The sequence below is a fragment of the Pilosibacter sp. YYHA0881 genome, from assembly GCF_051602715.1.
In the GTDB taxonomy this organism is placed as follows: domain Bacteria; phylum Bacillota; class Clostridia; order Lachnospirales; family Lachnospiraceae; genus Alitiscatomonas; species Alitiscatomonas aceti.
On record NZ_CP175657.1, the window covers coordinates 3,067,457 to 3,090,934 of the forward strand.

At 46.2% G+C, this 23,478-nt stretch carries 30 protein-coding genes; 21 read left to right on the top strand and 9 right to left on the bottom strand.

Features of this window, described 5'->3' with window-relative positions:
* The first annotated feature begins 3 nt into the window (after positions 1-3).
* The 4 genes from ACI6NM_RS14435 to ACI6NM_RS14450 all read left to right on the top strand — a co-directional run bounded on the left by ACI6NM_RS14435 (position 4) and on the right by ACI6NM_RS14450 (position 2,001).
* Positions 4-948, top strand: a complete 945-nt coding sequence (locus tag ACI6NM_RS14435) for a hypothetical protein (protein ID WP_438500943.1) — start codon at positions 4-6, stop codon at positions 946-948.
* Between the two features lie 2 nt (positions 949-950).
* Positions 951-1,157, top strand: coding sequence for a transposon-transfer assisting family protein (locus tag ACI6NM_RS14440; RefSeq protein WP_438500944.1), 207 nt, complete (start codon positions 951-953; stop codon positions 1,155-1,157).
* Positions 1,154-1,519, top strand: coding sequence for a cysteine-rich VLP protein (locus ACI6NM_RS14445; RefSeq protein ID WP_438500945.1), 366 nt, complete (start codon positions 1,154-1,156; stop codon positions 1,517-1,519). The genes ACI6NM_RS14440 and ACI6NM_RS14445 overlap by 4 nt, the downstream gene beginning before the upstream one ends.
* Positions 1,520-1,749: 230 nt before the next feature.
* Entirely contained in the window at positions 1,750-2,001 is a 252-nt protein-coding gene (locus ACI6NM_RS14450; protein ID WP_438500946.1) for a hypothetical protein, read from the top strand.
* Between the two features lie 59 nt (positions 2,002-2,060).
* Here ACI6NM_RS14450 and ACI6NM_RS14455 read toward each other — a convergent pair whose 3' ends face one another.
* From ACI6NM_RS14455 to ACI6NM_RS14465, 3 genes are all read right to left on the bottom strand, one after another.
* Positions 2,061-3,407: a relaxase/mobilization nuclease domain-containing protein gene (locus tag ACI6NM_RS14455; RefSeq protein ID WP_438500947.1), complete on the bottom strand. Its 1,347-nt coding sequence runs from the start codon at positions 3,405-3,407 to the stop codon at positions 2,061-2,063.
* Entirely contained in the window at positions 3,368-3,697 is a 330-nt protein-coding gene (locus ACI6NM_RS14460; protein ID WP_438500948.1) for a plasmid mobilization protein, read from the bottom strand. Before ACI6NM_RS14460 ends, ACI6NM_RS14455 begins: the two co-directional genes overlap by 40 nt.
* A 242-nt stretch (positions 3,698-3,939) precedes the next feature.
* On the bottom strand, positions 3,940-4,299 hold the full coding sequence (locus ACI6NM_RS14465; RefSeq protein WP_016728675.1) for a helix-turn-helix transcriptional regulator: 360 nt from the start codon (positions 4,297-4,299) through the stop codon (positions 3,940-3,942).
* 175 nt (positions 4,300-4,474) lie between these two features.
* Between ACI6NM_RS14465 and ACI6NM_RS14470 the strand changes: the two genes are divergently transcribed.
* The 11 genes from ACI6NM_RS14470 to ACI6NM_RS14520 all read left to right on the top strand — a co-directional run bounded on the left by ACI6NM_RS14470 (position 4,475) and on the right by ACI6NM_RS14520 (position 11,448).
* Complete coding sequence (locus ACI6NM_RS14470; RefSeq protein WP_131792931.1) at positions 4,475-5,098, top strand: TetR/AcrR family transcriptional regulator; 624 nt, start codon at positions 4,475-4,477, stop codon at positions 5,096-5,098.
* Positions 5,095-5,871, top strand: coding sequence for an EFR1 family ferrodoxin (locus tag ACI6NM_RS14475; protein ID WP_131792932.1), 777 nt, complete (start codon positions 5,095-5,097; stop codon positions 5,869-5,871). The genes ACI6NM_RS14470 and ACI6NM_RS14475 overlap by 4 nt, the downstream gene beginning before the upstream one ends.
* Positions 5,861-6,049, top strand: a complete 189-nt coding sequence (locus ACI6NM_RS14480) for a cysteine-rich KTR domain-containing protein (protein WP_131792933.1) — start codon at positions 5,861-5,863, stop codon at positions 6,047-6,049. The genes ACI6NM_RS14475 and ACI6NM_RS14480 overlap by 11 nt, the downstream gene beginning before the upstream one ends.
* A 294-nt stretch (positions 6,050-6,343) precedes the next feature.
* Entirely contained in the window at positions 6,344-6,868 is a 525-nt protein-coding gene (locus ACI6NM_RS14485; protein WP_272106880.1) for a PadR family transcriptional regulator, read from the top strand.
* 4 nt (positions 6,869-6,872) lie between these two features.
* The gene (locus ACI6NM_RS14490; protein ID WP_412365069.1) at positions 6,873-7,289 is read left to right on the top strand and encodes a YjdF family protein; all 417 of its coding nucleotides are present in this window, start codon (positions 6,873-6,875) and stop codon (positions 7,287-7,289) included.
* 2 nt (positions 7,290-7,291) lie between these two features.
* The gene (locus tag ACI6NM_RS14495; protein ID WP_032509796.1) at positions 7,292-7,480 is read left to right on the top strand and encodes a cysteine-rich KTR domain-containing protein; all 189 of its coding nucleotides are present in this window, start codon (positions 7,292-7,294) and stop codon (positions 7,478-7,480) included.
* Positions 7,481-7,630: 150 nt separating this feature from the next.
* Complete coding sequence (locus ACI6NM_RS14500) at positions 7,631-8,074, top strand: AraC family transcriptional regulator (RefSeq protein ID WP_131792934.1); 444 nt, start codon at positions 7,631-7,633, stop codon at positions 8,072-8,074.
* Between the two features lie 500 nt (positions 8,075-8,574).
* Positions 8,575-9,015, top strand: coding sequence for a sigma-70 family RNA polymerase sigma factor (locus ACI6NM_RS14505; protein WP_438500949.1), 441 nt, complete (start codon positions 8,575-8,577; stop codon positions 9,013-9,015).
* Positions 8,996-9,253 (top strand): helix-turn-helix domain-containing protein, encoded by a 258-nt coding sequence (locus tag ACI6NM_RS14510; RefSeq protein ID WP_006858660.1) that lies wholly within the window; start codon positions 8,996-8,998, stop codon positions 9,251-9,253. The genes ACI6NM_RS14505 and ACI6NM_RS14510 overlap by 20 nt, the downstream gene beginning before the upstream one ends.
* A gap of 438 nt (positions 9,254-9,691) precedes the next feature.
* A complete protein-coding gene (locus tag ACI6NM_RS14515; protein ID WP_337425495.1) occupies positions 9,692-9,856 on the top strand; it encodes a transcriptional regulator in 165 nt (54 codons plus the stop codon).
* Between the two features lie 83 nt (positions 9,857-9,939).
* Complete coding sequence (locus tag ACI6NM_RS14520; RefSeq protein ID WP_337425496.1) at positions 9,940-11,448, top strand: recombinase family protein; 1,509 nt, start codon at positions 9,940-9,942, stop codon at positions 11,446-11,448.
* 305 nt (positions 11,449-11,753) lie between these two features.
* Here ACI6NM_RS14520 and ACI6NM_RS14525 read toward each other — a convergent pair whose 3' ends face one another.
* From ACI6NM_RS14525 to ACI6NM_RS14540, 4 genes are all read right to left on the bottom strand, one after another.
* Positions 11,754-11,924, bottom strand: a complete 171-nt coding sequence (locus ACI6NM_RS14525; protein WP_022273387.1) for a DUF1540 domain-containing protein — start codon at positions 11,922-11,924, stop codon at positions 11,754-11,756.
* 82 nt (positions 11,925-12,006) lie between these two features.
* Positions 12,007-13,098: a M42 family metallopeptidase gene (locus ACI6NM_RS14530; RefSeq protein WP_438500950.1), complete on the bottom strand. Its 1,092-nt coding sequence runs from the start codon at positions 13,096-13,098 to the stop codon at positions 12,007-12,009.
* A 32-nt stretch (positions 13,099-13,130) separates the two neighbouring features.
* Complete coding sequence (gene rd, locus ACI6NM_RS14535) at positions 13,131-13,289, bottom strand: rubredoxin (protein ID WP_022273389.1); 159 nt, start codon at positions 13,287-13,289, stop codon at positions 13,131-13,133.
* A 63-nt stretch (positions 13,290-13,352) separates the two neighbouring features.
* Positions 13,353-14,555 carry an oxygen-binding di-iron domain-containing protein gene (locus ACI6NM_RS14540; RefSeq protein WP_438500951.1) on the bottom strand — a complete coding sequence of 401 codons (1,203 nt, stop codon included), beginning with the start codon at positions 14,553-14,555 and terminating at the stop codon, positions 13,353-13,355.
* 204 nt (positions 14,556-14,759) lie between these two features.
* Here ACI6NM_RS14540 and ACI6NM_RS14545 point away from each other — a divergent pair, with 204 nt between their 5' ends.
* From ACI6NM_RS14545 to ACI6NM_RS14570, 6 genes are all read left to right on the top strand, one after another.
* A complete protein-coding gene (locus ACI6NM_RS14545; protein WP_022273391.1) occupies positions 14,760-14,933 on the top strand; it encodes a FeoB-associated Cys-rich membrane protein in 174 nt (57 codons plus the stop codon).
* Positions 14,930-15,142, top strand: a complete 213-nt coding sequence (locus ACI6NM_RS14550; RefSeq protein ID WP_158357694.1) for a FeoA family protein — start codon at positions 14,930-14,932, stop codon at positions 15,140-15,142. Before ACI6NM_RS14545 ends, ACI6NM_RS14550 begins: the two co-directional genes overlap by 4 nt.
* 170 nt (positions 15,143-15,312) lie before the next feature.
* Complete coding sequence (locus ACI6NM_RS14555; RefSeq protein WP_438500952.1) at positions 15,313-15,546, top strand: FeoA domain-containing protein; 234 nt, start codon at positions 15,313-15,315, stop codon at positions 15,544-15,546.
* An 11-nt stretch (positions 15,547-15,557) separates the two neighbouring features.
* Complete coding sequence (gene feoB / locus ACI6NM_RS14560) at positions 15,558-17,741, top strand: ferrous iron transport protein B (RefSeq protein WP_438500953.1); 2,184 nt, start codon at positions 15,558-15,560, stop codon at positions 17,739-17,741.
* A gap of 162 nt (positions 17,742-17,903) precedes the next feature.
* On the top strand, positions 17,904-19,259 hold the full coding sequence (gene trkA, locus ACI6NM_RS14565) for a Trk system potassium transporter TrkA (RefSeq protein ID WP_022273396.1): 1,356 nt from the start codon (positions 17,904-17,906) through the stop codon (positions 19,257-19,259).
* Positions 19,260-19,274: 15 nt separating this feature from the next.
* Positions 19,275-20,717 carry a TrkH family potassium uptake protein gene (locus ACI6NM_RS14570; protein WP_022273397.1) on the top strand — a complete coding sequence of 481 codons (1,443 nt, stop codon included), beginning with the start codon at positions 19,275-19,277 and terminating at the stop codon, positions 20,715-20,717.
* A 140-nt stretch (positions 20,718-20,857) separates the two neighbouring features.
* Here the strand turns inward: ACI6NM_RS14570 and ACI6NM_RS14575 are convergent, their stop codons facing one another.
* Positions 20,858-21,718, bottom strand: coding sequence for a class I SAM-dependent methyltransferase (locus ACI6NM_RS14575; protein ID WP_215653517.1), 861 nt, complete (start codon positions 21,716-21,718; stop codon positions 20,858-20,860).
* A gap of 195 nt (positions 21,719-21,913) precedes the next feature.
* On the bottom strand, positions 21,914-23,359 hold the full coding sequence (locus tag ACI6NM_RS14580) for an ISLre2 family transposase (protein ID WP_438500954.1): 1,446 nt from the start codon (positions 23,357-23,359) through the stop codon (positions 21,914-21,916).
* Positions 23,360-23,478 lie beyond the last annotated feature (119 nt).

A 23,478-nucleotide genomic window follows, 5' to 3' on the forward strand; every position in this document is an offset into this window, starting at 1 on the left:
CCTATGAAGTTACAAAAATTTGAAAATGTGGACGTTATCGCTTCCCTTGAAGCCATAATGAAACAGAACACCGCTTTTTATCAGAGCGATTTTGACATAGACAAACAGATTTTGCAGAAAGCGGCGGGAAGCCCTGTCCCGGAGGACAAACGGCTTTTGTGGTTTTCCCGCCCGTCCGGGACGTGCTGCTTCCGGGAGCGGGACGTTTTTCTAAAGGACACAAGGCAGCATAATACATGGAGGTTTTACGGGGAACAGACCCGCGATACTATCCTTGCCTATGCGGTGGAACTGACAGGCACAGAGCAGGGAAAAATCAAAGGCAATCTGTATGAACTGGATTATTTGCAGCATTTCCGGGAAGTAATCGAAAAATCAATCCCTGCCGACAACTACACGCTGATTTATGAGCATGGGGAGCTGACAAAACCTGCCGGACAATATTTTGACGGGGACACTGACCCGCAGCTTGGAAAATTTATACGTTTTGAAGCACAGCCAAACAACCCGGAAGCCTTAAAAAGCCTTTTGAGGGAACAGTACCAAAACCGAATACCACATACACAGGGGGATTTTCAGTTACATATCGCCGCCCTGCATGACAGACGGATTGAAACGGAAGCCCGCCGGATTGTGGAAAATGTAAAAGGACTTGGAGAACCGGACAGCCCCGAAAAGACCCATTGTGCAGTAGAGCTTTCTCCCTATTTTGTTCCACTGGCAACGGATAAGGACATGGAACGGCTGTTTTCCATGCTGCCTTACAAAACCCTTTCCTTTTCCACGTTGGAGGGCAGACATGGCGTTTATGCACTGATAGATAAAAGCGAAAGGAATAAAGAGATGAAAAAAGCCCGTCCTTCTGTCCGGGCGCAGTTACAAACAGAGAAATCCCCAAAAGTCCCGAAAAAGACAGCAAAATCAAAACATCACGAAATGGAGGTATGAGCATGATTAGACTGACCGTTGAAGAAATGAACCTGTTGAGTATTTACCATGAGGGAAGCAAGGCACAGCTTATGGAAAATATGACGGCTGCGCTGACATTCATGGACGAGGATATGTGCCCCTTTGTAGAGCGCACCTTACAGAAAATCTCCCCACTAACAGAAAACGAATATGCGGAGCTTGCTATTTTCGCCGCTGATGAGGTATGACCGGGGGTAAGCGGCTCACGCCGCCCCAAAGCCGGAAAGTCAACAGCCTTGTAAAAAAGGAGTGCTGCAACTGCGAGCGCGGACACTGTATCTTGCTTGACAACGGGGAGGAATGTATCTGTCCGCAGCTTATTTCCTATTCGCTTTTATGCAAGTGGTTTCAGATTGCCGTACTTCCTCTTGATAAGCTGCTGTATGCAGAGCTTTTCAAAACCGAGGACAAAAAGCGTTGTACCGAGTGCGGCACATTTTTTGTATCAAAATCAAACAGCGTCAAATACTGCCCGGACTGCCGGAAACGGATTACCCGTAAACAGGCAGCCGAGCGCATGAGGAAACGGCGCGCCGCGGTTACGCAATAAGGGCAAAAAAAGCCTTGATTTATAGGGCATAAATGGTGTGAAACTGGCATAGGCGATACAGAATCCCTTTTCCTTTGGAAACGGGGTTCTACTGCGTAACATATCAAATTATCTGCACTCATAAAAAACGGGCGCGGCGGCTATAATTACATGGCTGCTGCGTCCATTTTTTTGCTTTTTCTTTTGCTATCTGATATAATTTTACTATTAAATCAAAGGAGGTGCTGTATATGGCACAGAGTGTTATTGTAAAAAAAGAAGAAAAAGTCAATGCTGTTTTTGAAGCTATGAAAAACACAGAGGATATGGAGGAGTTTAAACAACTTTTCAAATCCATGTACCCGAAAGATTGGGAACGAGTAAAACAAAGATATAATCAGCATGAGCAACATAATACAACAGGTAAAGGGCACCCTATGCCGGAACCAGAAAAATATCTTGCTAATATGTTCAAGGTATATCACGATAAAAAAGCCCAATAAAAGAAAAGCAGAATGTGGTTTCATGTCACATTCTGCTTTTCTTTTATTGGAAAAATATTTTATTCCCGTTCCTTTCCTTTGTTCTGTTCCGGCTCTCTTGGCTGCCGCAAAATACTGTCTATGTTCTGCTTGATAACGTCGTATTCCTTGACCTGTTTTTTCAGTTTTCCATAATCAGCGTAAAGGGCTTTTTTCTGCGCTTGGAGCTTCCTGTATTCTTCCTGCATAGCGGCGAGATTGGGGAGTTTGGTAATGCCCGACGCTTTCAGTGCCTTTGCCGCCGCTTCATAAAGTATTAGACTGCTTTCATTTTTTGCCCGGTATGCGTTTTTATCCTTTGCCCTACGGTATGCTTCATAGGTGGGTTTTGTCTTTTGGTAGGTGGCAACGTGCTTCATCAGCACTACCATATCTGCAAGACGTTTCTCCACGCTCTTTAATGCGTCTGCGGTCTTTTCATTTTCTGAATTTATTTTCTCAATCCGGCTGATTAAATCCGCGTACTGCTCAATCTGATGTTCCGTCAAGAAATTCATAGTTTTTGCAGCCAGTTTCAGATTATGGATTTTCGCCCACTGTTCATAGCCCCGGCTCTCTTGTGCCTTGATACTGTTTTCAATGTCAATAAGCAGCGATACGCCGCGCTGCTCTTTGGGAGCTTTTGCCGCCTTTGTGCGCCTGCCTGCAATCCGTTCTTTGATTGCTTCCTCTGTATAATTTGCACCGAGGGTTTTTAAGCGGGTAAAGCGTTCCTGTCCGGGAGCGCGGCAGGAGATATATTTTCCCGGCTTTATCTCATAGCCTGCCGCCTGTAACCGCTGCAATAATTCTTCAAAACTTGCCACTTGGGGGATAAGCGTATCAACGGCAATTTTCAGCTTGCCTTTCCAACTTGTCCCGGCTTTTTCAGCTTGATATTCCGCATAGCTTTTTCCCTTACTGCCTTTACCCGGAACAACAACAGACAGCCCGTTTTCCCGGCACAGCTTATCGCTCATGTTCCGTATGTCGTAGTAGTTGCGCTTATTGGAATTGTACTTATGGTAGTCAACAAAATTGACCGCGCAAAAAATGATATGGTTATGGATATGTCCCTTATCTATGTGGGTGGTTAGGACGTATTCGTGTTGTCCCTTTGTTACTGCGTCGGCAAGCTGTTTTCCGATTGCGTGGGCTTTCTCACAGTCCACCTCTCCCGGTTCAAACGATTGTATCAGATGAAAGGCTAAGTTGTTCCCTTTCTGCTGAGCCTGCGACAAGGTATATTCAAATTCAATATCTGCCGTTTCATAGCTGCACCCAAAAGAGGACACAAGCGTTTTCCCCTCTGTTTTATCCGGGTTTTGGATATAGTCAAGGGCTTTGCTCAACGTGCTTTTAATAGGCTTAATCTTTGTAACCGCCATATCTCTGCAAGCACCCCCTTTATTTCCTCTATGTCCTCTTGGTAAATGCTGCCTGTCGCATTGACACGCTTTGCAATCTGATTGATGTTGACCCCGATTTTCTGTATCTCCGCTGTCATGGCTTTTATGTCGCTATGGTCTGTCTGAATGATATACCCGTCAATGGCAATCTTGCGAAGATACGCCGCCATGTTACGGGTGGGGACGAGCTTCATTTTCTGCTCAATCAATGCCCTTTCTTCCTCTGTTACATAGAATTTGATTTGTACTTTTCTTTTGCGTCCATTCATGCAATTACTCCTTTCCGCTCTGAGGGTTTGGGACACTTCCCAACAAGCAATTTCAACCGACACACCGCAGGACGGGAGGGCGAAAATACGGAAAAGGGTACTCTTTTCCTATGCTTGCTAAGAAAGTTTTTTCCTCACTTATCACTACAACGAAACTCCCAGTATGCCAAAAAAGAGCAAAAGAAAAACGCCGCAATCCTGCGACGCTTCAAGAACTCTATATAGACGAAAACGAGGGAACTTTATTCCCCCGTCCTGTCGTTGTTGGCTTCCTCTATGCCTTTTGCAGTAGCAGACATAATTTTCAAGTCCGTTTCGCTCATAGTGTCAAGCATGGTATCGAGCTGACGGCGACGTGTGGACTTCTCCTGTTCCCGTTCCGGGAAAAAGAATTGGTCTACTGATACGTCAAGCAGGGTTACAAGCTCATACAAAATCTGTAAACTTGGGTGTTGCCCGCTGTTCTCAATGGACGCGATATATCGGGGCGCAATATTCAGCGTATCGGCTAACTGATTGCGTGATATTCCCTTTGCTTTTCTTGCTGCTTTAATGGCTTGCCCGAAAGCCTTAAAATCGAATTTCTCTTTATTCTGCTTCATAATTATTTCACCCAGTTACATTTTACTGTTCCTCTTTTCTTTGAGATATGATTACACATATCATAGTATGGATAGAAATAGAGCATAGTATGATTGCGTTTTGCAAAAAACTTGACAGTGTAAAGTTTTATAGATATAATGTAGACAGTGTAAAGATTTGAGGAGGTAAATATATATGTCTACTGAGTTAAAGCAATCCTATCATCATAAAGATTTACGAAATGCACTAATTGAAAAAGGAATAGAAATAGTTAGTAAGGAGGGCATACACTCTTTTTCTTTGAGAAAAGTCGCTGCTGCTTGTGGAGTAAGCCATGCTGCACCTTACAGCCATTTTCAAAACAAAGAAGAACTGTTAGAAGCTATGCAGTTATTTATTACAGACAGATTTTCAAAATTATTAGAAGATACTATTCAGAAAAATCATAATATTTCAGAAATATTGAAAGACATGGGGGTAACTTACATATCTTTCTTTGTAGAAAATCCTGCTTATTTTCAGTTTTTGTATTCTCAATCCAACATTAAAATTGATTTATCCTTATCAATATCGGACAAAGAAAATTATAAGCCATATATAATTTATAAAGATATAGTAAGTAAATTATTAGAACAAGTGAATTATCCATTAGAAGAACAAAATGATGTTATCATCACTATATGGGCATTTATACATGGAATTACTTCGTTAGCAACTATGAGTAATGTTTATTATAATAACGATTGGAAACAGAAAGTGATTGACTTTATGGAAATCTTTGAACTTTCATTTTTGAATAACATGGGAGAAAAAGTATGATTGGAGTTTATTTTAGCGGAACAGGTAACACAAAATATTGTTTAGAAAAATTTGTTGCTTTATATGACGGTACATCTAAAATTGTTTCTTTAGAAGAAAAATCTGTAATAGAAAAAATTATGCTACATAAAGATATTGTTTTTGCCTATCCGATATATTATAGCAATCTTCCTAAAATAGTGCGAGATTTTATAAATGATAATCATACTATTTGGGAAAAGAAAAATATCTTTATAATTGCAACTATGGGACTTTTCAGTGGGGACGGTGCCGGATTATCGGCGCGCTTATTCAAAAAATATAAAGCGCATATTTGGGGTGGGCTTCATTTGAAAATGCCCGACTGTATATGTGATGTTAAAGCTCTTAAACATTCAACAGCCCAAAACCAACAAATTATTTCAGATGTAAATGAAGCTATTCCGTTAGCTGTAAATAAATTAAAGCAAGGTATTCCGACCCAAAATGGTTTAGGATTTCTTTCTCATATAGCTGGACTTTTAGGGCAACGTCTTTGGTTTATTGGAAAAACACGTCATTATTATGAAAATGTACATATAGATAAAACTGCTTGTATTGGTTGTGGTAATTGTATTTCTATTTGTCCTATGCAAAATCTTTCTTTGATACAAGAAAAAGCGGTTGCGGGGAAAAAATGTACTTTATGTTATCGTTGTGCTAATCAATGTAAAAGAAAGGCTATTACCATTTTAGGAAAACACGTAATTTCTCAATGGTCAATTAGTGATTGGGAGGCTTTTAATGAAAAATGAAAATTGGATATTATGTCCTTTATGTAGAGGAAAGACAAGATTAAAACTTCGAGAGGATACTGAATTAAAAAAATTTCCGTTGTATTGTCCAAAGTGCAAACAAGAAACTCTAATCAACGCTTATAAATTAAATATTTCAGTTATCAAAGAGCCAGACGCACAGACGCAGAGCCGATAACACATGAGGATATTTCCTTGTGGTTATCGGTTCTTTTTGTTGATAGCTACAATATGTTTTATGATTGCTGATTTTTACCAACAACAAAACTGTTACTCCAACGGGAAACGATTGATACATTGCTCAAATTCAAATGGTGGGATTGGTCTAAAGAGAGAATATCTAAAAATATTGCCGCTATTCAATCCGGTAATCTTGGATATTCATTGTAAAGGAAATACAGACCATATTTCTCTTGACTTTTACTATCGACAATAGTACTATTGATAATAGTAAAAGGAAAGGAGAAACAATATGTCATCAATAGATTTAGTGGTGCTTGGTATCGTGTTAGAAAAACCGCAAAGTGCTTATGACATACAGAAAGATGTAGAATATCATAACTTATCAAAGTGGACGAAAATAAGTGTGCCGTCAATTTATAGAAAAGTTCTGCAATTAAAAGAAAAAGGCTATTTAGAAAGTGATATTGTAAAAGGAGATAAATTTGCTGATAAAGCGATTTACTCTATTACAGAGAAAGGGAAAGAATATTTTGAAAAGTTAATGTTTACCTATGCTTCTCAAGATGTTCCTCTCTTATTTGATTTTAATGTGGTAATTGCAAATTTGAATAAAGTTAGTTCAAATGAAGCGATTAAACTTATTGCTCAATTAAGAGAAAGTATAAAAATCTCTGCTAAAGCTAATGAAGATTATGCAATTCAATATGCTACTATCCCACTTGTAGGGAGAACGATTTTTGAACAGCAGAAACTTCTCTATAATTCACTTTTAGAATGGCTTAACAATTTTGAAGCTCAAATGAGTAAGGAATGATGTTATGTCTGTAAAAAGTAGCTTGACGGTCATGTTTGAAGCTCCATTTTGGATTGGCGTATATGAACGATTTGACGAGGGATATTATGAAGTTTGTAAAATCACTTTTGGTAGTGAACCTAAAGACTATGAAGTTTACGATTTTTTACTAAAAAATTGGAATAGTCTTAAATTCAGTCCCCCTATCAAATCAGAAATAACAGAAGAACGAAAAATCAATCCTAAACGTATGCAACGAGAAATCAACAATCAGTTACAAAATAAAGGAATGGGAACCAAAGCACAACAGGCGTTGAAACTTCAACATGAACAAAACAAAATGGAACGAAAAGTTAAAAGTAAAGAACAACGGGAAGCTGAAAAAGAACGCCAGTATGCTTTGCGTCAAGAAAAACGAAAAGCTAAACATAGAGGTAAATAATGATGAATAGTGAAAATTGGATTTATTGTCCGGTTTGCAAAAATAAAACACGACTGCAAATACGGGAAGATACTGAATTAAAAAATTTCCCTCTGTACTGTCCAAAGTGCAAGCAAGAAACCCTAATCAACGTCTATAAACTAAATATTTCAGTTATCAAAGAGCCAGACGCACAGACGCAGAGCCGATAACACATGAGGATATTTCCTTGTGGTTATCGGCTTATTTTTCCTTTATATGTTAGATTTTAAAAAAGTTACGTCCATTTTAAAAAAGTTGTTGAAAATCAATTTAATTGCCCTTACGATTGATTTAGAAATTCTGAATATGGAGGGACAGCATTGAAAATTGAAGAGTTTAAAAACATTACAATCGCGTATATACGACGAACGGGCAATTATGGCTTCGAGAACAAAATCTTTATGGAAAATTTTAAAGAATATTTAAGAGAGAAAGAACTTTTAGACAAAAGCAGTGTTATTTTAGGAATAGCATTAGATAATCCCGCTATGACCGATAAAAATAAATTACGGTATGATGTTGGTCTTATAGTCAACGGGAACCCCGATATAGCATTAGATATTCGCAAAATTCCAGACGGTATATATGCTGTATTTGAACTTCCACATACGGAACAAGACATTACTGCTTTTTGGAGCAATATACAGAAATTAGTTGGTAGTTTATCGGTGGACGAAACAAAGCCAGTAATTGAGCGCTATCCTGCCGACAAAGTTGCAAAACATTTATGTGAATTTTGTATACCTTTGAAAAAACTTTCTTAAAAATTGGTAAAAAAATTCAAGCTGCCTAACGGTAATAAAAAAAAACGTTGTTACGGCGGCAACTTCCTCATGCGCCTAATTAAAATATAGATTGCCTAACGGCGGTTTTGAAATAACAATCAAAGCCGCCGTTTTCTTTTTCAAAAATGAGATTGCGGGGGGCATATTAAAGTCGCCCTTTTTTAAAGATATGGCGGTATCAAGGAGGTACTGTCATGTCCTTTTTTATCTATCATTCCCCACCTGACAATTACAACTTGTCAAAAAAAGCCATTATCCACCGACGGGGTATTCCGGCTATGTAGATGAACTGTCAAATCAATTAAATACTGCTGTTATTTCCTATGCGTCTGTCTGTATTTTGCAGGCAGGCGCATTTCGCATTTTGCAGAAGATTTTTCAAAAATTTTGCCCTCTTTTTGGCAAAGCAAAAAGTCGCCTGTATTATCCCGCGAAAAGGGGAGGTACTACCGCCTTTCGGCAGAAAGGAGGTGAACACCATGACACCTAATCGCAGGGAATTTGAAAAGCAATGTACGTTTCAAAAGTTCTGTAAATCAGTGCTGCACAATGAAGCGTGCAACGCCCATGAAGAAATTCGTCGGCGCAGAGTTCGGGAAGTTACTTTTTCCAACCTTGCCTTGCATGAGGAACGGCAGCTTTATACCATCGATAAGTATTTTCAAGACGAAGAAGCAGAGCCGTCTTATCAAATGGCAGGAAAAGAAATAACCCCAAAACTGCTGCTTGAAGCTATCCGGGCTTTACCCGAAGAACGGCGCAAAATTGTACTGCTGTATTACTTTGAGGGATTGACTGATATAGAAATCGGAAAGCAGCTCAATATCTCAAGAAGTACGGTACAGTATCGCCGGACAAGCTCCTTTGAGCAGTTAAAAAAATATTTGGAGGAAAACGCTGATGAATGGATTGAATGGTAAACCGACCGAGTACCCGGAAAATGCCCTTGTTCCCTATCCCGTTATTTTGGCAGCGAGCAAAGGCGACCCGGACGCAATGAAGATTGTATTGCAGCATTTCAGCGGCTACATAGCAAGTCTTTCCATGCGGAAGCTCTATGATGAGCGAGGAAATGTTTATTTTGGAGTAGACGAAGAAATACGCGAAAGGCTGCAAGCAAAACTAATGAGGGCAATCCTCACATTTAGGGCTGAATAAAGCAACGCGGTATTGGAACGCTTCCCCCTTTTCCGTTCCATATCGCAGAACAGCCCTCTGCTCTTTGACAAAGAAAGCGGCGCAATAGAACGGCGACGCAGCATAAGGCAAATCAGATACATTCGATATATGGGGAGCCGTTGGGCTGATACGCCATGACTGAAAGGAGGGACAAAACGAGCGAGAACTATCAGCGTTCCATAGCAGACTTAGCAACTCTGTCGCCATAATCTATATATCGGTATAATGATACTCCTTTACCGCCGTAGTCCGAGCGTTAGAAGCGTCGCAGGCAACGGGTAGAGCTGCATGAGAACCATGCGGAAGTGAAATTCTTGTGAGGTTTGCTAAAACCGTCTGAACTGTCTATTTTTACCTTGTAATAGTGTACTTGCTGTCTTTCATAAGATGTACGGAATACCAAAGGGGGTATATTTTATGGAAGATAAAGTTTCTTATAGGATTGATAAAGATGAAATCAATCAACAGAAAATGCAATTAGTTGTAATAAATCGTCGCCCACAATATTTACAGAAACCGCAGGAAGTTGCCAAACGAGAAATCGCAAGGCAGCTTTTTCAGATTTTTCGGAAATATGAATGATGTAATTGAAGGACTGTCTGTTCAATGCTATAATATAAGTGTGGGCGGCTTATGTCATAACGTCTTGTTCGGAGGTAACGAACATGATGTATGACGCATTATATGGACGCCAGTCAATCGAAAAAAAAGACAGTATATCCGTTGAAAGCCAGCTTGAATATTGCAGGTATGAAACTCATGGCGACCCTTATATCGAATATGCCGATAGAGGGTTTAGTGGGAAAAATACGAACCGACCGGATTTTGAAAAAATGATGAATGATATTCGGGCGGGGAAAATTAAGCGCGTAATTGTTTACAAGTTAGACCGTATTAGTCGTTCAATCTTGGATTTTGCTAATATGATGGAAGTGTTTCAAGAATATCATGTAGAATTTGTTTCTTCAACAGAAAAGTTTGATACTTCCACCCCCATAGGCAGAGCCATGTTGAATATTTGTATTGTCTTTGCTCAACTGGAACGAGAAACAATACAAAAACGTGTTACTGACGCTTATTATGCAAGAAATAAGAGGGGCTTTTATATGGGTGGACGTATTCCTTATGGGTATCGCTTAAAGGAAACTATCATTGACAATATCCGCACTTCCATGTATGAAGAAGTCCCGGAAGAAAGCGAACAGCTAAAACTTATTTATTCGTTGTATGCTGACCCGGCTAATTCTCTTGGCGACATTATACGGTATCTCAATAAGCATGGTATTAAGCAATTACGCGGAGGAAATTGGACTTCTGCAAGAATAAGTGAAATGCTGAGAAATCCTGTATATGTGGAAGCTGATATTGACGTGTATAACTTCTTCAAAAGTCAAGGAGCAGATGTTTATAATCCGGCAAGCGATTTTACAGGTTATAATGCCTGTTACCTATATAAAGGAACGGTATCAACAACAAGAAAACAGTGTGACCTTACGGACAAGGAAATAGTATTAGCACCACATAAAGGCTTTATTTCTTCTGCCACATGGTTAGCTTGCAGGATACGCTGTCTAAATAATCGCCAGTCAACACAAACTTGTAAACCGAAGAACTCATGGCTTACAGGAAAAGTAAAATGTGGAAACTGCGGTTATGCTTTGGTAATTCGGAAAGCAAAAACAAAATGGGGACGATATTTCGTTTGCAGTCAATCGGGACATAACGGTAACTGTAAAGGAACGGGAAGCACTGTTTATGCAGACGTTTTAGAGGAATATATGTTAAAAGCCATTCGTGAAAAGCTGTCTGAATTTAAGAAGCTATCAGATGAAGAAGAAAACAAATCTGTACCTAAAGTATCAAAGAACAAAATCCGTTTGACACAAATAGACGAGGAAATTAACGACCTGCTTTCCAAAGTAGGAAGTGCAAACGCTATCTTGATGAAGTACATCAATGATAAGGTTTCCGAGTTAGACACTGAACGCCAAACTTTACAGGAAGAAATCATTTCTCTTACTTGTACGCATACAGAAAACAAAATGGGACAAATAACAGACCATGTAAAGAAATGGGATAACATTTCCTTTGAAGATAAACAGGCAGTTGTTGACGCTTTAATCAAAGTTATCAAGGTGGCAAACGGGAATATTGAAATCACATGGAAAATCTAAGGCGGTTTTATCCGCTATCATTTTTGAGGTAAATCTACTTCAATCTTCCCGTTTCGGTGAAGCCCTGCGCGGCCTCCAGGACCGTCTGGACAGCCGGAACTTTTATGCCTTCAATCCCAGCTTTGACCAGGCGGCGGCTCCCCAGGGGCCTGGCGGCTGTATGAGACAGGGAAACGCATAAAAAACCAGAAATCACATGAGGCGGAAACGTCTGAAATAAGGATGGGCGGATAAAAAAGGCCTGGCGGCTGCAGATCGGTGCAGCTGCCAGGCCTTTCCCATACCCCGATGGCAGATCAGCCGCCTCAGGACATTTTATACTGGAAGGAATCACAGTCGGTACATTCCTTCTTTGTGGGGTTCAGTTCATGGGTCCCCACATGGATCCGGTCCAGTGTGCAGTAATCCGCAGTCCCCGCGTGGTGTACGCAGTTGTGGATGGAGCACTGGATACATTCGTTCTTTTCCTGGTTCATGGTCGTTCACCACCTTTGTTTTCTGGGATGGTGTTAGTATGTCACGGACCAGGAAAATCATGTTGGAAGATATTGGAATCGTTTAAAAAGATTTAATAATATCTCCATTCATGGATTTTACGATTTCTACGGCCAGTTTTACAGTGGCTTCAAAATCATAGTAGGAGGCAATGCCGTGGACGGAATGGATGTACCGCACCGGAACGCCGATGACGATGGACGGGATCCCATCTAAGGACGTATGGACAATGGCACCGTTGTTGCCGCCGCCCTCCCGGACAGACGCCTGGGCCATAAGACCGCGCTTCTCAGCCAGATCCAGGGCATAGCGCTGGTATCTGGGAGTGCAGATGATGGATTTGTCCATGAAGCGCAGCATGGGTCCTTTTTTGAAGGCCGTCTGGACTGCGTAAGGCTCAGTAAACGTATCGTCCGCCGGACAGCCCTCGAAGCAGATGGCGATCTGGGGCTTTATGTGGTTTACGGCCACCTTCATGCCGCGTTCGCCTACCTCCTCCTGGGAGGAAAGAACACCCACCACGTCCACGTCCAGCTTTTCATCCCTTAACCGGCGGAGCGTCTCGATGAGAGCTGCGCAGCCGATGCGGCAGTCAAAGGCTTTGCCGAACATCAGATCATGTTCTTCATCGTATTCCAGGGTAACATCCGGAACCCCCGGCTCGCCGATGCGGATCTTAAAGTTTTCAGCTGCGTCCTTTGCGCTCACAGCGCCGATGTCGATGGAGAGGGAGGAGATATCCGCTGCCCCGGCAGATGCTTTTTCTGAAGCCGACATAAAGTGTACCGGTTTTGCAGCAATGACGCCGGGAAGATATTTTCCCTCAGAGTTTCTCACAAGCACCTTGGAGGAGGCGAGGGAGCCCACGTTCCAGCCGCCTAAGGCCACGAAACGGAGGGTTCCGTTGGGGCGGATGGAATGGACCATGAATCCCACCTCGTCGCTGTGGGCATCCAGCATGAACACCGGCTTATTGCCGGAGTTGGCAGTGCGGTACATATAGAAGTTGCGCAGGCAGTCCTCTTCGGTGGTATAGCCCTCGCCAATGTGCTTTGCTGCCGCCTGGACTGTCTCGTCCTCGAAGCCGGAAGCGCCCCTGGCGTTGGAAAGATCGGCGATCATCTGGAGTGTTTCCTGATTTACTTTGATTCCCATAAGAATTCCCCTTTTATTTTTTTATAGAGCTGTTAGGCCTCTTTAAACTGGTCTTTGCCGACGGAGCATAAGGGGCATACCCAGTCCTCGGGAACGTCCTCCCATTTGGTGCCGGGAGCGATGCCGTTATCCGGATCTCCGGCTGCTTCATCATAAATGTAACCGCATACTTCGCATTCATATTTCTTCATAGTCAGTTCCTCCTGTGGATAAAATATAGTAGTATATTGTTGTATAACCATTTCCAGAAAAAATTATGCGAGAGACTGGAAAATGGAATCAACCAGAGCTTCCAGACAGTCTCCCTGGCAGTTCTTTAAGGAAGACCGGATGGTCAGACTTTCCTCCAGTACCTTCATGTTCTTTAAGGATGCGAAGGTATCCGTCATATGCTTTACAGACACCGGGGCCCAGGAGCCGTTTTCCAAGAAGGCCACAGTCCGGTTCTGGAGGTTATGGGCAGCGATCTGGTGCAGCAGGGTCTCCATGTTGCAGAAGATCCCATTGTTGTAGGTGATGGATGCAAATACCAGGGCTGAGCAGCGGAAGGCGTCAGCCAGGATATAGGACGGATGGGTCTTGGACACATCGTAAACGGCGATATTGGGTACTCCCCGCTCCGCTAACCTTGCAGCAATGGCATCGGCGGCCTGCTCTGTGTGGCCGTATACGGAGGCATAGGCGATGAGCATGGTTTTTTCCTCCGGCTCATAGGAGCTCCAGCGGGAATATTTCTCCAGGAGCCAGTCCAGATCCTTCCTCCATACCAGGCTGTGGAGCGGGCAGATCATGGAGATCTCCAGCCCGGAGGCCTTCTTTAATAAGGCCTGCACCTGGGGACCGTATTTTCCGACGATGTTGCAGTAGTATCTTCTGGCTTCCGGCAGCCACTGGTTTTTATAGTCTGTTTCATCGGCAAAGATATTTCCGTCGATGGCGCCGAAGGAGCCGAAGGCGTCTGCGGAGAACAGGATCTTCTCCGTGGTCTCATAGGTGACCATGACCTCAGGCCAGTGGACCATGGGGGCCATAACGAAGGTCAGGGTATGGACGCCCAGGGAAAGGGTGTCGCCCTCCTTTACGGGAACCACATACTGGTCCACATCGAATTCAAAAAACTGCTTCATCATATTTGCAGCCTTGGCAGTGCAGACGATCTTCACCCCAGGATACCGGAAGAGAATGTCAGCGATGGAGGCACAGTGATCGGGCTCCATGTGATTGACGATCAGGTAGTCCAGAGAACGTCCATCCAGCACAAAGGAAACATTTTCCAGGAGCTGGTGGGTAAATGCCTGGTCGATGGTATCAAAGAGAGCTGTCTTTTCATCTAAGAGCAGATAGGAATTATAGGAAACGCCCCGGGGAACGGGGTATACATTTTCAAACAGGGCGATCCGCCTGTCGTTGGCGCCGACCCAGTAAAGTGTATCGGTGAGTCTTCTGCTGCAGTTCATGAAAAACCTCCTTAAGCATTGTTTCAGAACCGGCCCTGGCACAGCAGGTCCGGCGTTTACCCATATTTTAAAGTGTATGGACAAAGATTTCAAGCAGTTTTGTGTACGAAATAAAATACGAAAAAAGGGTTGACTTTTTCAGCTGAGAGGAATATAATTCATTTGAAATTGATAATTAGTATCAAAAAGAAAAGAGGTGATCCAATGAGTCTGGCAGATGGGATCGTACTGCTCCTGGTGGCGTGCGCGGCGGTGGCCGTGCTGAGATTCATGAGGAGCCAGAAGAAGGCAGGAAAAACGGCCTGCGGCTGCGGAAGTTGCTCCGGGTGTTCTGGAGGCTGCTGCTGCGGCAGAGAAAATGCGAAGGAGGGAGCATGATGCCAATTACTCTTTTGCGTCCGGGAGAGACCGGAGTGGTAAAACGGATCGGGGGAGCTGCCGATACAAGGCGGTTTCTGGCCAATCTTGGATTTGTGGACGGAAGCCAGGTCCGGGTGGTCTCCGAGCTTTGCGGAAATATGATCATCCATATTAAGGATTCCAGAGTAGCCGTCAATAAAGAAATGGCGAAGCACATTATGGTATAGAAGCAGGAGCCGCGGGGCCTTAAAAGCCTCCGGCTCCATCAAAAAGCCCACGGGTTAGTCGTGGGTAACTAAAAAACGCAGAGTTAGCCTTAAATAACCAATAAACATGCCAGGAAGCAGATGTGCCCCATATAAGGGGATGGAAAAAGAGGAGGAGAAAGGAGAACGCTATGACATTACGGGAGGTTCCGGTGAGGACAACGGTTCTGGTGGCAAAGATCCGCGGGGAGGGGGCATTCCGCCGGAGGATCATGGACATGGGGATCACAAAGGGGAGTGAGATCTATGTCCGGAAGGTGGCTCCCCTGGGAGATCCGGTGGAGATCACCATTCGGGGATATGAGCTTTCCCTGAGAAAGGCCGATGCGGACAGCATCGATGTGACGGTAAAAGAAGGGATTTAAGGAGGAGAAACATGAGTATCAGGATTGCTTTGGCGGGAAATCCCAACTGTGGAAAGACCACCATGTTCAACGCGCTCACAGGAGCGAACCAGTACGTGGGCAACTGGCCCGGCGTGACGGTGGAAAAGAAAGAAGGACGGCTGAAAACCTCCAAAGGAGAGGAGGAGATCATCATAACGGACCTGCCGGGGATCTATTCCCTGTCCCCGTATACACTGGAGGAAGTGGTAAGCCGGGATTATCTGTTAAAGGAGCGGCCGGAGGCGGTCATCAACCTGGTGGACGCCACCAACATTGAAAGAAACCTGTATCTGACCTCCCAGCTTCTGGAGCTGGGGATCCCGGTGGTCATTGCCCTAAACATGAGCGATCTGCTGGCGAAAAAGGGAGACCAGATCGACACAGAACGGCTTTCTGGGATATTTGGCTGCCAGGTGGTGGAGACCTCTGCCCTTAAGGGGACGGGCTTAAAGGAAGTGACAGACCAGGCGGTGGCTGCTGCCAAGGGACAGAAATGGAAGGCCCCTGGCCATGTGTTCCCGGCCCGGGTGGAAAGCGCCATATTAAAGGCCGAGGAGGCTCTGGGAGACCGGGTGGAGCCGTCCCTGAGACGCTGGTATGCCATTAAGCTGCTGGAACGGGATCCCCGGGCCGAGGCAGACTTAAACCTGCCGCCCTCCGCCATGGCGTCCATCCGGACGGAGGCAGAGAGCCTGGAAAAGGATATGGACGACGATACGGAAAGCATCATTACCGACGCCCGTTACGGATATATTGGAGAGGTGATGGGAAAGGCCGTGCAAAAAGCGCCGGCCAGGTTAAGCACCTCGGATAAGATCGACAGGATCGTTACAAACAGGATCCTGGGACTTCCGATCTTTGCGGCGATCATGTATTTTGTATACTATATTTCTGTGACGACCCTGGGTACCATGGGTACAGACTGGGCCAACGACTCCTTTGTGGTCGCTGTTCAGGAGGCGGCTGCTGGAGCACTCAGCAGCCTGGGAGCCGGAAGTATGGTGACAGGTCTGGTGGTGGATGGGATCCTGGGAGGTCTGGGAGCAGTGTTCGGCTTCCTTCCCCAGATGGCCATTCTGTTCCTGCTCCTTTCCATCCTGGAGGACTGCGGCTACATGGTCCGCATCGCCTTCGTCATGGACCGGGTGTTCCGTCATTTCGGGCTTTCCGGCAAAAGCTTCATTCCGCTCCTGATCTCATCGGGCTGCGGGATCCCGGGGATCATGGCTTCCCGTACCATTGAAAACGATAATGACAGACGGCTGACCATTATGACGGCTACCTTCGTGCCCTGCGGCGCAAAGCTCCCGGTGATCGCTCTTATGGGCGGGATCATGACGGGCTGGGCCACGGGAAATTATGAGGCCGCCGGTTATATCGCTCCCCTCATGTATTTCATCGGAGTGGCGGCCGTACTGGTGTCTGCCATCATCTTAAAAAAGACGAAACCGTTTTCCGGAGAGGCGGCTCCCTTTGTTATGGAGCTTCCGGCATACCATATCCCGTCTGCTAAGACGGTGCTCATGCACACCTGGGAAAGACTCTGGGGCTTTATTAAAAAGGCAGGCACCATCCTGTTCCTGGCCTGCATCGTTATGTGGGTGCTTTCCACCTTTGGCTTTGAGAACGGAGGCTTCGGAGCCGTGGAAGATGTATCCAACAGCCTTATGGCCCTTCTGGGCGGCGCCATCGCCTGGATCTTCGCGCCGCTGGGCTTTGGCTCCTGGCAGCCGGTGGCGGCTTCCATTTCCGGATTTTCCGCCAAAGAGGCCATTGTGACCACCATGGGTGTCCTGGCCAACGTGGATGAGTCCATGGTGGAGGAGACTGCAGTGGTGGGAGCAGCCATCCAGAGCTGGTTCCCCAATGTGGCGGCAGCATTTTCCTTCCTTGTGTTCAACCTTCTGGATTCTCCGTGCCTTGCCGCCATTGCGACCATGGCCCAGCAGATGCAGTCCAGAAAGTGGTTCTGGTTTGCAGTCCTTTATCAGAATGTATTTGCTTATGGGGTAAGTCTCTGCGTATACCAGTTGGGTTCCGTGATACTGGGAGCACCGGTGGGGCTGGGAACAGCCGCCGCCGCGCTGATACTGCTTTTCCTTCTGTATATGCTGTTCCGCAGGGATCCGTATAAGAATATGAAAAAGGCTGTACGCCGTTCGGTGACAGCGTAAATGACCGGAGAACCGCGTTTCCTTAACGGGAGACGCGGTTCTTTTTGCGCGTTTCGCCATTGTTTTTGCGGGCGGGTCTTGTGGATTCCTGCGATCGATAGTATAATAGGACATAAATCCTTAAAAATACTCAGAAAAAACTCAGAATAGGACAGAATGCATATGAAGATTATTATTGTTGGCTGCGGAAAAGTCGGTACCAGCCTGGCAGAACGTCTCAGTGTGGAGGATCACGATCTGGTGATGGTGGACCTGTCGGAGCAGAAGGTGGAAGAGGTTTCCAACCGGTACGACGCCATGGGAATTGTGGGAAACGGAGCCAGTTTTAATGTACAGCAGGAGGCGGGTGTGGATACAGCCGACCTTTTTATTGCGGTGACGGGCGAGGACGAGCTGAACCTGCTTTGCTGCCTGATGGCTAAAAAGAACGCCAAATGCCATACCATCGCCCGTGTGAGGAATCCTCTCTATAATAAAGAGATCCGGTTCATAAGGGAGCAGCTGGGGATCTCCATGATCATCAACCCGGAGCTGACCACGGCCAGAGAGATCTTAAAGGTCTTAAAGTTCCCGTCAGCCATTAAGATCGATACCTTTGCCAAGGGCCGCGTGGAGCTTCTGCACTTCCGCATAAAGCCGGAAATGGGCTTTGACGGAAAGACCATTATGGAGCTCATGGGCCGGTTAAAGACCGATGTACTGATCTGCGCTGTGGAGCGGGATTCGGAGGTGGTGATCCCCAACGGAAGCTTTGTGCTCCAGGACAATGATATCCTGTCCATCGCAGGCTCCCTGGAGCAGACGGCGGAGTTCTTTGAAAAGATCGGCGTGCGTTCGAAAAAGGTACGCAATTCCCTGATCATCGGCGGCGGGACCATTGCCCACTACCTGGCCCTGGATCTGCTAAAGATCGGCTTCCGCGTGCGGATCATCGAGCAGAGGAAGGAACGCTGCGAGTATTTAAGCGAGATGCTTCCGGGAGCCGATATCATAAACGGCGACGGCAGCGACAAGAACCTTCTCCTGGAGGAAGGACTTACCTATGCCGATTCCATGGTAGCCCTCACCGGTCTGGACGAGGAGAATATTTTCCTGGCCCTGTTTGCCAAGAAGCACTCCAATGCCAAGCTGGTGGCCAAGGTCAATAAGATCGCTTTTAATGACGTGATCGACAGCTTTGCCATCGACAGCGTGGTATATCCCAAATATCTCACGGCCGATTATATCTTACAGTATGTGCGGGCCTGCCAGAATACCATCGGCAGCAACGTGGAAACGCTGTACAATATCCTGGACGGCCGGGCTGAGGCCCTGGAGTTTTCCATCCGTGAGGCTTCGGCTGTGACAGATGTGCCTCTGATGGATCTGGATCTGAAGGATAATCTTCTGATCTGCTGCATCAACCGGAATGGAACGATCCTTACGCCCCGCGGACAGAATAAGATCCAGGTGGGAGATACGGTGATCGTGGTGACCACTAACCGGGGTCTCCAGGATATCCGGGATATACTGAAGTAGCAAAGGAGAAGCTCCATGAATTATTCCATGATATTTTTCATCATTGGCTGGGTCTTTATCATAGAGGCGGCTCTTATGGCTCCCTCTGCCCTGGTGGCAGTGCTGTATTCGGAACGCAGCATCTGGGCGTTTGCAGCCGCCATCGGGCTCTGCCTGCTTCTGGGTGTGCCTCTGGTGCGGAAGCAGCCGGCCAATAAGGTGTTTTATGCAAAGGAAGGCTGCGTGACAGTGGCCCTAAGCTGGATCGTTATGAGCCTTATGGGGGCACTGCCCTTTGTGTTTTCTGGCGTGATCCCCAGTATCGTAGACGCCATGTTTGAGACTGTATCTGGCTTTACAACCACGGGAGCCAGTATCTTAAAGGATGTGGAAGTCCTGCCCAGGTGCATGCTGTTCTGGAGGAGCTTTACCCACTGGATCGGCGGCATGGGCGTTCTGGTATTCCTGTTATGCCTCCTGCCCATGTCCGGCGGCGGTTATTCCATGAACCTGATGAAGGCGGAGAGTCCGGGACCATCGGTCAGCAAGCTGGTCCCCAAGGTGCGGTCCACAGCCAAGCTCCTATACGGCCTTTATGTGGCCCTGTCTCTTCTGGAGCTGGCGCTGCTGCTGTTGGGGAGCATGCCGCTGTTTGACGCTTTGTGTACCACCTTCGGTACGGCAGGAACCGGAGGCTTCGGAATAAAAAACAGCAGCATCGGCGAATATTCCGCTTATATACAGTCCATTGTGACGATCTTTATGATCCTGTTCGGTATAAACTTTAATGTATATTTTCTTCTTTATATGAGGAAGCCCAAAGAGGCGCTCCGCTGTGAGGAGGCCGGCTGGTACCTGGCAATTATTGCCGTTTCGACGCTGATCATCACGGTGTTTATACGGAATTCCTTCCCTGACCTGGTCACAGCCTTCCGTCATGCGGCCTTCCAGGTGGGCTCCATCATAACCACTACGGGATTTTCTACGGTGGACTTTAACGTGTGGCCGGCAGTGCCCCGGGCCATCCTGGTGCTCCTTATGTTCATCGGAGCCTGTGCGGGAAGCACCGGCGGCGGCATCAAGGTCTCCAGGATCGTGCTCCTGTTCCGTACCATGACCAGAGAGATCGGGCAGATCATCCATCCCCATATGGTGAAGAAGCTGAAATTTGAAGGCCGGGTCGTGGGCCAGGAGGTGCTAAGGAGCGTAAACGCCTTTATGGTGGCGTATGTGCTGATATTCGCAGTCTCCACGCTGTTTGTATGTCTGGACGGCTTTGACCTGGTGACCAGCTTTACGGCAGTGGCAGCTACCCTCAACAACATCGGCCCCGGATTGGAGATGGTGGGACCCATCGGCAATTTCTCCTGCTTTTCCGATCTGTCCAAGATCGTTCTGATCTTTGACATGCTGGCAGGGCGTCTGGAGATATTCCCTCTGCTGGTGTTATTCTTCCGGGATACCTGGAAGAAGTTCTAAAGCCTTAGGCAGAAGGGCTTTGCCCGGGCTTGGGGAGGATCCCCGGCAGGCGGACCACGTTCTATAAAAATATAACGGCCGCGGCAGTGCTTTTACATTGCCGCGGCTGTTTTTATGGATCTTTTATAACTTTAGCTGTCTCAGGCTTCCCACCGGCCGGACGCACCGCAGGGCAGTACGAGGCCTGTGGAGGACACCGGAAGGCCGATCTCGTCGGAACGCACCGTACCGCCGAACCGTGGCTTTACGGTACAGCCCAGCATATAGGTGAGCACGGCGGGAGCCAGGCCGGTGGTGTAGGAGTTAATGAGGAAAAACAGGGGTTTTTCCGATAAGAGTCCGGCGCAGAGCTTTACCAGGGGGAAGATGGCATCCTCGATCTTCCAGATCTCCCCCTTGGGACCACGGCCGTAGGAGGGCGGGTCCATGATGATGGCGTCGTAATGGTTGCCCCGGCGGAGCTCCCGCTCCACGAATTTCACGCAGTCATCCACGATCCAGCGGATGGGAGCGCTTTCCAGGTTACTGGATCTGGCGTTTTCTTTGGCCCAGGCCACCATTCCCTTGGAGGCGTCCACGTGAGTCACAGAGGCCCCGGCCTTTGCGGCCGCCAGGGTGGCTCCTCCCGTATAGGCAAAGAGGTTTAAGACCTTCACAGGCCGGCCGGCATTTTTTATTTTTTCTCCGAACCAGTCCCAGTTGGCGGCCTGCTCCGGGAAGAGTCCCGTGTGCTTGAAGCTGAAGGGCTTCAGCTGGAAGGTCAGTTCCTTATAGTTTATGCTCCACTGCTCCGGAAGATGGAAAAACTCCCATTCACCGCCGCCCTTGGAGCTGCGGTGATAGTGACCGTTGAGCTTTTTCCACTGGGGAGCCGTTTTTTCTGTATCCCAGATCACCTGGGGATCCGGACGCAAAAGGATGTATTTTCCCCAGCGCTCCAGCTTTTCCCCCTTTGAACAGTCGATGACTTCATAATCCTTCCATCCGTCTGCAATCCACATATATGATACCGTCGCTTTCTATGATTATCGTTTGGTTTCTGTGGATATTATACGTGATTCGGGGGAACGTGTCAAATACCATATGGGATTGGTTTGTGTCAAGTAATCGTTGGCAACTTACCCACTTCATTTTTTCCTTATGATATTTTTTCTGTTTTTGGGTATGCCAAATAGACCCTATGGGTTTTCCTTTGTTTAACAACAGAACGCTCTCTTAAACGCCTTTCTGGATGCTGTCTGTATCGCTTCAAGCAGCGGCATATGCACATTTACCACATCCACATACGGATTTCCTTTCCCGTCCTTCTTTGGAGCTTTTGCGGCACTTAATGTTTCCACGATCTCCTGCATCTGCATTGTGAACACTAATCCATCCGTATATCGCTCTATCGTCTCAATCAATTCCTTGTTTTCTTTTTGGTAAAGGATCTTGGCAAGGTTATTGGCTCCGTTTACCGACCAGCGCATCCTTCGGTTCTTCATCCTCAGCGTGATCACCGTACAATTCTGATTTTCCTGCACACCCATCCTTTTATAAAGAATCCCTTCCGGCGGGGCTGCTATCTTTATCCCCCTTTTATCGTAGGGCAGCAGACCTTCCCTGTTACGTTCCAGATATTGATATAATTCCCAGGCCTTTTGGCTGCTTTTATCCTTTTCATCCGGGCTTTCTACGCTGGTCGCATATATCTGTATATATTCCAGCATTTCCTCCGGCTTGCCTGTATCAAACAGTTCCCGGATTTCTCTCTGCGCTTTCTTATCACGGATCTTCCCTGTGATCTCCTGATATACATGATATCTGTCTAACTGGAAGATTGCTTCCGGGTCATATGGCTCGTAGATCCAGCTGCCTCCATCTCCGTTTAAGATGCGCTGGCCGATCTCATCCGCATTATATTTCTTGCAAATACAGGCCTCCCGCTTTTCATGGAATTTCTTACTTTTCTCCATCCCCGCAAGCATGGTTTTTCCCACCAGGCTGCTGCGGCCCTGCTTTTCTTTCTCCGCATCCCAGCCTTCATACATGGTAAAGACCTTCATTTCCTGTTTTTTCATCTTTTTATGCTGTTCATCCTGCATGGACAGCCATACGCCATCCATTTCTTCAAACAGTACCGGAATCTCCTTTTTTCCCTCTGACTGGTCCGCATGCATCTGTTTTACAGCATGTTCTTCCTCTTCGCTGATCCTTTCACCCAACCGCTGCATCACGTTCCACACACCGCCGGCACTGATGCTCTGGCCGCAGGTGCTGCTTATTGTCTCTGCTGTAACGCGGTACGGCGCTTCTGTTACCGTCATGGCCAGCTTCTCTGCCAGGTTTGTGGAGATCAGGCCTGTCTTTTCCATCTGCATGGCTTCATCCAGCAGATACACACAGGCTTTCTTTCCATCCTCAAGTTTTGTCTGATAGACGTGCCTGCCATAGCGGACTTCACCGTAGACTGTTTTTATCGTGGTGGTGCGGATCCCTTTATCCCGGTAATTCTTTTTATCCCTTCCCTCTGCCAGTTCCTTATCATAAGCCTCCAGCATGGCAGTTGTGATCTCTCTGCCCAGCTCACATACATAAGAAAATATTTTTTGCTCCAACTCCTTGAAAGATATTGGTTTTTCCTCTACAATAGTTTTCATCATACAGTTTCCTTTACATGTTTTTCTTAGCAGTTAACATCATAAAGAAAAACTGTGTGATTGGGAAGCAGGGATTTTCTCTGTTTCCCTTTTTTGTCTTAGGAATAGTTCCTATATTTGCC

Bases quoted from the DNA above. Each gene is read 5' to 3' on its own strand.
- ACI6NM_RS14435 (WP_438500943.1), top strand. From the start codon at position 4: ATGAAGTTACAAAAATTTGAAAATGTGGACGTTATCGCTTCCCTTGAA.
- ACI6NM_RS14440 (WP_438500944.1), top strand. From the start codon at position 951: ATGATTAGACTGACCGTTGAAGAAATGAACCTGTTGAGTATTTACCAT.
- ACI6NM_RS14445 (WP_438500945.1), top strand. From the start codon at position 1,154: ATGACCGGGGGTAAGCGGCTCACGCCGCCCCAAAGCCGGAAAGTCAAC.
- ACI6NM_RS14450 (WP_438500946.1), top strand. From the start codon at position 1,750: ATGGCACAGAGTGTTATTGTAAAAAAAGAAGAAAAAGTCAATGCTGTT.
- ACI6NM_RS14455 (WP_438500947.1), bottom strand. From the start codon at position 3,407: ATGGCGGTTACAAAGATTAAGCCTATTAAAAGCACGTTGAGCAAAGCC.
- ACI6NM_RS14460 (WP_438500948.1), bottom strand. From the start codon at position 3,697: ATGAATGGACGCAAAAGAAAAGTACAAATCAAATTCTATGTAACAGAG.
- ACI6NM_RS14465 (WP_016728675.1), bottom strand. From the start codon at position 4,299: ATGAAGCAGAATAAAGAGAAATTCGATTTTAAGGCTTTCGGGCAAGCC.
- ACI6NM_RS14470 (WP_131792931.1), top strand. From the start codon at position 4,475: ATGTCTACTGAGTTAAAGCAATCCTATCATCATAAAGATTTACGAAAT.
- ACI6NM_RS14475 (WP_131792932.1), top strand. From the start codon at position 5,095: ATGATTGGAGTTTATTTTAGCGGAACAGGTAACACAAAATATTGTTTA.
- ACI6NM_RS14480 (WP_131792933.1), top strand. From the start codon at position 5,861: ATGAAAAATGAAAATTGGATATTATGTCCTTTATGTAGAGGAAAGACA.
- ACI6NM_RS14485 (WP_272106880.1), top strand. From the start codon at position 6,344: ATGTCATCAATAGATTTAGTGGTGCTTGGTATCGTGTTAGAAAAACCG.
- ACI6NM_RS14490 (WP_412365069.1), top strand. From the start codon at position 6,873: ATGTCTGTAAAAAGTAGCTTGACGGTCATGTTTGAAGCTCCATTTTGG.
- ACI6NM_RS14495 (WP_032509796.1), top strand. From the start codon at position 7,292: ATGAATAGTGAAAATTGGATTTATTGTCCGGTTTGCAAAAATAAAACA.
- ACI6NM_RS14505 (WP_438500949.1), top strand. From the start codon at position 8,575: ATGACACCTAATCGCAGGGAATTTGAAAAGCAATGTACGTTTCAAAAG.
- ACI6NM_RS14510 (WP_006858660.1), top strand. From the start codon at position 8,996: ATGAATGGATTGAATGGTAAACCGACCGAGTACCCGGAAAATGCCCTT.
- ACI6NM_RS14515 (WP_337425495.1), top strand. From the start codon at position 9,692: ATGGAAGATAAAGTTTCTTATAGGATTGATAAAGATGAAATCAATCAA.
- ACI6NM_RS14520 (WP_337425496.1), top strand. From the start codon at position 9,940: ATGATGTATGACGCATTATATGGACGCCAGTCAATCGAAAAAAAAGAC.
- ACI6NM_RS14525 (WP_022273387.1), bottom strand. From the start codon at position 11,924: ATGAACCAGGAAAAGAACGAATGTATCCAGTGCTCCATCCACAACTGC.
- ACI6NM_RS14530 (WP_438500950.1), bottom strand. From the start codon at position 13,098: ATGGGAATCAAAGTAAATCAGGAAACACTCCAGATGATCGCCGATCTT.
- rd (WP_022273389.1), bottom strand. From the start codon at position 13,289: ATGAAGAAATATGAATGCGAAGTATGCGGTTACATTTATGATGAAGCA.
- ACI6NM_RS14540 (WP_438500951.1), bottom strand. From the start codon at position 14,555: ATGAACTGCAGCAGAAGACTCACCGATACACTTTACTGGGTCGGCGCC.
- ACI6NM_RS14545 (WP_022273391.1), top strand. From the start codon at position 14,760: ATGAGTCTGGCAGATGGGATCGTACTGCTCCTGGTGGCGTGCGCGGCG.
- ACI6NM_RS14550 (WP_158357694.1), top strand. From the start codon at position 14,930: ATGATGCCAATTACTCTTTTGCGTCCGGGAGAGACCGGAGTGGTAAAA.
- ACI6NM_RS14555 (WP_438500952.1), top strand. From the start codon at position 15,313: ATGACATTACGGGAGGTTCCGGTGAGGACAACGGTTCTGGTGGCAAAG.
- feoB (WP_438500953.1), top strand. From the start codon at position 15,558: ATGAGTATCAGGATTGCTTTGGCGGGAAATCCCAACTGTGGAAAGACC.
- trkA (WP_022273396.1), top strand. From the start codon at position 17,904: ATGAAGATTATTATTGTTGGCTGCGGAAAAGTCGGTACCAGCCTGGCA.
- ACI6NM_RS14570 (WP_022273397.1), top strand. From the start codon at position 19,275: ATGAATTATTCCATGATATTTTTCATCATTGGCTGGGTCTTTATCATA.
- ACI6NM_RS14575 (WP_215653517.1), bottom strand. From the start codon at position 21,718: ATGTGGATTGCAGACGGATGGAAGGATTATGAAGTCATCGACTGTTCA.
- ACI6NM_RS14580 (WP_438500954.1), bottom strand. From the start codon at position 23,359: ATGATGAAAACTATTGTAGAGGAAAAACCAATATCTTTCAAGGAGTTG.